We start from the raw sequence: 6,830 nt of genomic DNA, 5'->3' as shown, positions 1-6,830 counted from the left end.
GCGGTCGAACCGCCTGCGCCTGCGGGCCCTTCTGGCCCTGGCCGATTTCGAACTCCACCCGCTGGTTCTCCTCGAGCGTGCGGTAACCGTTGCTCTGGATCTCCGAGTAGTGCACGAACACGTCGGCGCCACCGTTGTCCGGGGAGATGAAGCCGAAGCCCTTCTCCGCGTTGAACCACTTGACGGTGCCCTGAACTGCCATCTTGCTACTTCTCCTCTAACAGGTGCCGGATCGCGCTTGCGACCACCGGGTCCGCTGCTGCGGGCTCCGGCCCTCCAGGAGGAGTGTTCAGCGCCCGCAACTCCGTTCCGCGAGCGTGGTGGAACACGAACACAGAAAGGTACGACCGCAGACAGTCAACCACGACCGGCCGCTCGTAGTCGAGCGGCAGAATGCGGCGAGTCGCACTGCTACGGTGGGTCCGGGCTCGATCACAGGGGGTCTGACATGCCGGAGCCGATGCTGGTCTCCATCGCCGCCTCGCTGGCCGCCAGAACGGCGTCCACGCTGTACGACCTGGTCAGGACCAGGTTCGCCGGTGACCCCGAGGCCGCCGGGGCGCTGGTCGCCGCGGACGGTCAGCCGGAGGGCTCCTCGCAGGTGGCGGCGTTGGGCGAGGCGCTGGAGCGGACCGCGGCGGCCGACCCGGGCTTCGCCGAGGCGCTGGGCCGCGAGTACGGGTCGGTCACCCAGACCGGTCGGGTGGTCAACCACATCTCCGGGACGGTGCACGGCAACGTGCTCCAGGCCGGCGACATCCAGGGCGGCGTCAGCTTCTCGTAGCCCCCCGGGGTGAAGATGGGGCGATGTACCCGCTCGACCTGCCCCAGTCCCGGTTGCTGTTCTTCTTCCTCGGCCTGGTGCTCACGTTCGTGTTCATCCGGATCAGCGTGCGCATGATCCGGGCCGGCGTCCGCTGGTGGCCGGGCAACTTCACGCCGGGCGGCACGCACATCCACCACGTCGTGTTCGGCGCGGTGTTCATGATGCTCGGCGGCGTGACCGGCCTGGCCGTGCCGGACGACGAGCACGGACTGCGGGTTGCCGCAGCCGCGTTGCTCGGCGTGGGGGCGGCGCTCGTGCTCGACGAGTTCGCGCTGATCCTGCACCTGCGTGACGTGTACTGGACGAAGGACGGCCGGTTGTCGGTCGACGCGGTGTTCCTGGCCGTCGGCATGACCGGCCTGCTGCTGCTCGGCGCCCGGCCCTTCGGCTACGACGAGGTGTACGGCGAGGGACGGCCGCTGCGCGTCCTGCTCATCCTGGTGAACCTCGCGTTCGCCGTCGTGGCGCTGCTCAAGGGCAAGGTGTGGACGGGCCTGCTCGGGCTGCTGGTGCCCGTGCTGCCCGAGATCGGGGCCGTGCGGCTGGCCAGGCCGGGGTCGCCGTGGGCGCGCTGGCGGTACGCGGAGGGTTCGCGCAAGCTGCGCCGCGCCTACCGCCGCGAGGCCCGCGTCCGCCAACCCCTGATCCGCGCGAAGATCCGCGTGCAGGAGTTCATCTCCGGTCGGCACGACCTGGACCCCGACGACTGACCCGCGAGTCATGCGCTCGCGACCCGCGTGTCATGCCTCCACGACCCCCGTGTCATGCGCTCGCGCCCCCCGTGTCATGCGCTCACGACTGACGGTGCGAGCCGCGAATGCAGGACACGAGGGTCACGAGCGTCTGACTCGCGGGTCGTGAACGTAGGACTCGCGGGTCGGGAACGTAGGACTCGCGGGGTGTGAGCGTTGGACTCGCGGGTCGGGAGGGCATGACTCGCGGGTCAGTTGACGAGGATGCCCAGTTCGGCGCAGTCGTCGGCGGTGTCGCCGTCGCACAGCTCGGCCGGCTTCACGGCGCCCTCGCCGACCAGCGCCCGCACGTCGTCGCGCGTCACCAGGTCCGCCCCGAGCAGCACCGACTTCACGTCCCGCCGGGACACGAGGTCGCGGGTGTTGCCGGTGGCCAGGTCGTCCGCGCCGGGCAGGTCGCCGCGCGCCACCGCGATGGCCAGCCGGGAGGCGGCCTCGGCCTCGTCGCGGATCGGCTTGTAGACCGTCATGCACTGCTCGCCGCGCAGCACCGCGCGCAGGCCCTCCAGCGTGGCGTCCTGGCCCGTCACCGGGACGCGGCCGGCCAGGCCCTTGGCCTTGAGGACCTCGATGACCGCGCCGGCGAGGCCGTCGTTCGCGGCCACCACGCCGTCGACCTTCCCGCCGTTGCCGTTGAGGATCTGCTCGAACGTGGCCTTGCCGATCAGCGGGTCCCACTTGTCGATGGCCTTGCTGTCGACGAGCTTCAGCGCGCCGCTGTCGTACTTCGGGCCCAGCTTGCGGCGCTGGCCGTCGGCGAACAGGGTCGCGTTGTTGTCCTGCGGCGCGCCCTGGATCTCGATGATGTTCGCGCCCGGCTTCTCGCCCAGGCAGCGCAGCAGGCCCTCGGCCTGGAGCTCGCCCACGTTGAGGTTGTCGAACGACACGTAGTACTCGGCGAGCCCGCCGAGGCTGATCCGGTCGTAGTTGATGACCGGGATGCCCGCGTCCTTGGCCTTGCGCTCGACGGCCGCACCGCCCTCGGGCGTCAGCGGGGTCGTCATCAGCACCTTGACGCCCCGGGCGATCATCTCGTCGGCGATGCTCGCGAACTTCGTCTCGTCGCCCTCCGCGTTGCGGATGTCGCCCTCGATGCCCGCGAAGCTGAACGCCTGGCTCAGCAGCGGCGCGTCCTGCTCGTCCCAGCGGTCCGACGACGAGCGGTCGGGCAGGATGACGCCGACGACCGGCTTGTCGGCGGGCGTGCCGGCGGCGGGGGCGAGCGGGTCCGTCCCGCCGCCGCACGCGGCGAGGGACAGGACGAGGAGGCCGCAGGACACGGCTCCGGTTAGCCTTCGCATTCGCCAACCCCTTGCTCGGGCGACATCGACGTTCAGTGACGGAAAACAGAATGTTGCGGAATTCCAACCCCCGGCGTGCGGGTTCGTCAAGACGTAGCAACCAGCCGGCTCCGAATGGGCCGCGCGACAGGCCCCGGTAGCCTTCACGGGACATCGAACCCGCTGGTTACGACGTTACTTTCGGGCGAAATATCACGCTCCGCACCCGATTGACTACGGAGCTAACACCGGCAAAGGGGGGCTCGTGTTCCTGCTATTTTTGTGCGAAGGTGTCGCCTGCCGAACCCTGGCCGGTCGTGTGAGGAGAAGACAGCGTGAGAATCGTCCCCGCAGCGCTGGTGGCCGCGATCGCCGCGGCCCTGCTCGCCCTGGGCGCCGGGTCGGCCGCCGCAGAACAGCCCACGCCGGACCACGACCCGGTCGCGGCCGTCTCGAAGTCGCTCGCCCTACCCCAGGCGATCGCGGCCGAGGACAACCGCGACATGTAGGCGCATGAAAATCCCCGCCTCCCGGTTCGACCGGGGGGCGGGGATTTTCGCACGTCCGAGGGCTCAGCCCAGGGCGGTGCCCAGCGCCTGCCAGTCCAGCACCGGCGCCGCCAGGTCCCGGATCGCCGCCAGCAGGCCCAGCCGGGCGCGCCTGACCCCCTCGTCCTCGGCCATCACCAGCACGTCGTCGAAGAACGTGTTCACCGGCGCGGTGAGGCCGGACGCCGCCGCGGCGAACGCGGCCAACCCCGTCACGCCCGAGGGCACCCGGGTCAGCGCCTCGTGCAGCGCCACCTCGGCCGGCTCGGTGAGCACCGCCGCGTCGTACTCGCCCACCGTGTCCGCGGGCACGATCCGCCGCACCCGCTGGAGCGCGGCGACCAGCGCGGCGAAGCCCGGGTCACCGGCCAGGTCGGTCAGCTCGGCCAACGTGGTGTCGGCGACCGCGGGCGCGTCGGCCAGCGGCAGCACGGCGTTGACGAACCGGTGGTCGTGGCCCGCGTCCAGCAGCTGCTGCTCGTAGCGCCGCACGGCGAACTCGCGCGCCACCTCCAGCGCACCGGCCGACAGCTCCGGTCCCTGCTCGGCCACCCCCCGCGCGGCCAGCGCGAGCGCCTTGGGCAGCGTGATGCCCTTCAGCTCCGGGAACGCCCGCAGCACGCTCACCGCGCCCAGCGCCGCCCGCCGCAGGCCGAACGGGTCGGAGCTGCCGGTGGGGTTCGCGCCGATCCCGAACAGGCCCGCCAGCAGGTCGAACCGGTCCGCCAGGGACAGCAGCGCGCCGGGCGTGGACGACGGCAGCGCGTCGCCCGCCGACCGGGGCAGCTCCATCTCGTAGAGCGCCGCCGCCACCTCCGGGGTCTCCCCCGCGCGCTCGGCGTACTCGCGGGCCATCACGCCCGCGAGGCTCGACAGCTCGATCACCATCTGCGAGCCCAGGTCGAACTTCGCCAGCTCGCCCGCCCGCGCCAGGGTCTTGTCGGCCGCGCCGACCTCCTCGGCCAGCCGCCCGGCGAGCACCGCGATGCGGGTCGCCCGGTCGGCCATCGAGCCGAGCTTGTCGGCGAACGTGAGCTTGTCCAACCCGGACTTCATGTCCGTCAGCGGCGTGCGCAGGTCGGCGCGCCAGAAGAACGCGGCGTCCTCGTACCGGGCGCGCAGCACGGCCTCGTTGCCGGCCCGCACCAGGTCCTCGTCGACCTCGCCGTTGGCGACGGCCACGAAGTGCGGCAGCAGCGACCCGTCGGCCTTGCGCACCGGCAGGTACCGCTGGTGCTTGCGCATGACCGTGGTGAGGATCTGCGCGGGCAGCTCCAGGTAGCGCTCCTCGAAGGACCCGAGGATGGGCGTGGGCCGCTCCACCAGGTTGGTCACCTCGTCGAGCACGCCGTCGAGGTCCACGACGCCGCCGACGGACGCGGCCAGTTCCTCGGCCCTCGCCACGATCGCCGCTCGCCGGGCCTTCGCCGACACGTCGATGCCGTGCCCGGCCAGGAACTCCGGGTAACCGTCCGCCGTGGACACCTCCACCACCGGGGTGTCGGCCGTGCGGTGCACGCGGGTCTTCGGCTCGGCGGACAGCGACGACACGGCCACCGGGACCGGCGTGGTGCCGAGCAGCGCGAGCAGCCACCGGATCGGGCGGGTGAACGACAGCTTCGGGTCGTTCCACTTCATGTTCTTCTCGGACCGCAGCTCGGCCACGACCTCGCCGAGCAGCCCGCTGAGGACCTCCACCGCGCCGCGGCCCGGGTCGGTGCGCACGAGGGCGACGTGCTCGACGCCGTTCTCGGTGACGCGGCCCAGCGCGGACACGTCCACGCCCTGCCCCCGGGCGAAGCCCTGGGCGGCCTTGGTCGGGTTGCCGTCGGCGTCGAACGCGGCCGACACGCGCGGTCCGCGCACGGTCTTCTCGGCGTCCGGCTCGCGCGCCTCCACGCCCGGCACGAGCACGACCACGCGGCGGGGCGTGCCGTGCACCTCGACGTCGCCGTGCGCGAGGCGGGTGGCCCCGAGCTTGTCGGCCACGGCCTTGGCGACCGCCTCCGTGGTGCGGGTCACCTCGTGCGGCGGCAGCTCCTCGGTGCCGATCTCGAACAGCAGCGTGTTCGAGCCCGTGACCTCGGCGAACGACTCCGGCAGCGCGGCCGGGGCGGGCACCTCGGCCTGGCCGAGCGGGTGGCCCAGCTCCTCGCGGCGGGCCGCCCACAGCTGGGCGACCTCACGGGCCAGGCCGCGCATCCGGCCGAACGCGCGGGCCCGCTCGGTGGTGCTGATCGCGCCCCGGGCGTCGAGCACGTTGAACGCGTGCGAGCACTTCAGCACGTAGTTGTGCGCGGGCACGGGCAGGCGGGCGTCGAGCATCCGGCGCGCCTCGGCGGCGTACTCCTCGAACATCCGCTTGTTCGCCTCGACGTCGGCGTCGTCGAGGTAGTAGCGGCTCATCTCGTACTCGGCCTGGCCGAACGCCTCGCCGTAGGAGATGCCGGGCGCGTAGGCGATGTCCTTGAAGTGGTCGACGCCCTGGAGCGCCATCATGATGCGCTCGATGCCGTAGGTGATCTCGACCGACACCGGGTCGAGCGACATGCCGCCGGCCTGCTGGAAGTAGGTGAACTGGGTGATCTCCAGGCCGTCGAGCCAGACCTCCCAGCCGAGGCCCCAGGCGCCGAGCGCGGGCGAGGCCCAGTTGTCCTCGACGAACCGCACGTCGTGGCCGCGCACGTCGATGCCGAGGGCTTCGAGGCTGCCCAGGTACAGCTCCTGGGGGTTGCCGGGGTCGGGCTTGAGGATCACCTGGAACTGGGTGTGGGTCTGGAGCCGGTTCGGGTTCTCGCCGTACCGCGCGTCGTCGGGCCGCACGCTGGGCTCGACGTAGGACACCCGCCACGGCTCGGGACCGAGCACCCTCAGCACGGTGGCGGGGTTCAACGTACCGGCGCCGACCTCCGTGTTGTACGGCTGCACGACGATGCAGCCCCGGTCGGTCCAGTACCTGGTCAGCGCGAGCAGCGCGTCCTGCATGGTCAGCACGGGGGAACAGTCTACGAACGTGACGAAACCGACCTCACAATCGGGTTACCGCGCTGGTCAGCGCGCGGCGAAACCCGGTATCACCACGTCACCCGGGGACGGCCTGTGCGACGCTGTGCGCAACCCGGGCGCCCCGTGATGCGTCCTCCGAGGCGTACCCGGGTACCAGGGAGGAGTGGGCGTGGACAACCGGCCGCCGAGGCCAGGCGAACCCGACGGGTTCCGCGGGCGACCAGCTCCCCCTCGTCGTCCCCCCGCGGCTCGGCCCAGGCGCGAGGGGGGCGGTGACGACGCGTTCCAGCCGGACCCGCGCCGCCGCCTCGACCCGCCGCCGGGACGCCCCGCGCGGCCCCGCCCCCGTGCCGACGACCCCACCGAGCGCGCCGAGCCGGTCACGCAGGTCGCCCGGCCCGAGCCGCCGCGCCGTGAA

Annotated in this window: 6 protein-coding genes and 1 pseudogene; 4 read left to right on the top strand and 3 right to left on the bottom strand. The window is 72.1% G+C overall.

The window, feature by feature from the left end; genetic code table 11:
• A partial coding sequence (gene cspE / locus ACR807_RS40445; protein ID WP_438926838.1) for a transcription antiterminator/RNA stability regulator CspE occupies positions 1–202 on the bottom strand: 202 nt, incomplete at its 3' end.
• Positions 203–448: 246 nt separating this feature from the next.
• Between cspE and ACR807_RS40440 the strand changes: the two genes are divergently transcribed.
• A complete protein-coding gene (locus ACR807_RS40440; protein ID WP_438926837.1) occupies positions 449–784 on the top strand; it encodes a hypothetical protein in 336 nt (111 codons plus the stop codon).
• A 23-nt stretch (positions 785–807) separates the two neighbouring features.
• The gene (locus ACR807_RS40435) at positions 808–1,536 is read left to right on the top strand and encodes a hypothetical protein (protein ID WP_438926836.1); all 729 of its coding nucleotides are present in this window, start codon (positions 808–810) and stop codon (positions 1,534–1,536) included.
• Between the two features lie 233 nt (positions 1,537–1,769).
• On the opposite strand, the gene ACR807_RS40430 is transcribed toward ACR807_RS40435, so the two are convergent.
• On the bottom strand, positions 1,770–2,879 hold the full coding sequence (locus ACR807_RS40430) for a sugar ABC transporter substrate-binding protein (protein WP_438926835.1): 1,110 nt from the start codon (positions 2,877–2,879) through the stop codon (positions 1,770–1,772).
• 314 nt (positions 2,880–3,193) lie between these two features.
• Between ACR807_RS40430 and ACR807_RS40425 the strand changes: the two genes are divergently transcribed.
• A complete protein-coding gene (locus ACR807_RS40425) occupies positions 3,194–3,367 on the top strand; it encodes a hypothetical protein (protein WP_438926834.1) in 174 nt (57 codons plus the stop codon).
• A gap of 63 nt (positions 3,368–3,430) precedes the next feature.
• Here ACR807_RS40425 and ACR807_RS40420 read toward each other — a convergent pair whose 3' ends face one another.
• Positions 3,431–6,391 (bottom strand): glycine--tRNA ligase, encoded by a 2,961-nt coding sequence (locus ACR807_RS40420; RefSeq protein ID WP_438926839.1) that lies wholly within the window; start codon positions 6,389–6,391, stop codon positions 3,431–3,433.
• A 190-nt stretch (positions 6,392–6,581) separates the two neighbouring features.
• Between ACR807_RS40420 and ACR807_RS40415 the strand changes: the two are divergent.
• Positions 6,582–6,830: pseudogene (locus ACR807_RS40415) on the top strand (hypothetical protein); the annotation flags it as partial.

This window comes from Saccharothrix sabaoui (genome assembly GCF_051756985.1).
In the GTDB taxonomy this organism is placed as follows: Bacteria; Actinomycetota; Actinomycetes; order Mycobacteriales; family Pseudonocardiaceae; genus Actinosynnema.
Note: the sequence above shows the minus strand (reverse complement) of the source record. Positions and strands in the feature narration are given on the sequence as shown.

Excerpts from the sequence above, each read along its gene's own strand:
- ACR807_RS40440 (WP_438926837.1), top strand. The coding sequence starts at position 449 with ATGCCGGAGCCGATGCTGGTCTCCATCGCCGCCTCGCTGGCCGCCAGA.
- ACR807_RS40435 (WP_438926836.1), top strand. The coding sequence starts at position 808 with ATGTACCCGCTCGACCTGCCCCAGTCCCGGTTGCTGTTCTTCTTCCTC.
- ACR807_RS40430 (WP_438926835.1), bottom strand. The coding sequence starts at position 2,879 with ATGCGAAGGCTAACCGGAGCCGTGTCCTGCGGCCTCCTCGTCCTGTCC.
- ACR807_RS40420 (WP_438926839.1), bottom strand. The coding sequence starts at position 6,391 with ATGCAGGACGCGCTGCTCGCGCTGACCAGGTACTGGACCGACCGGGGC.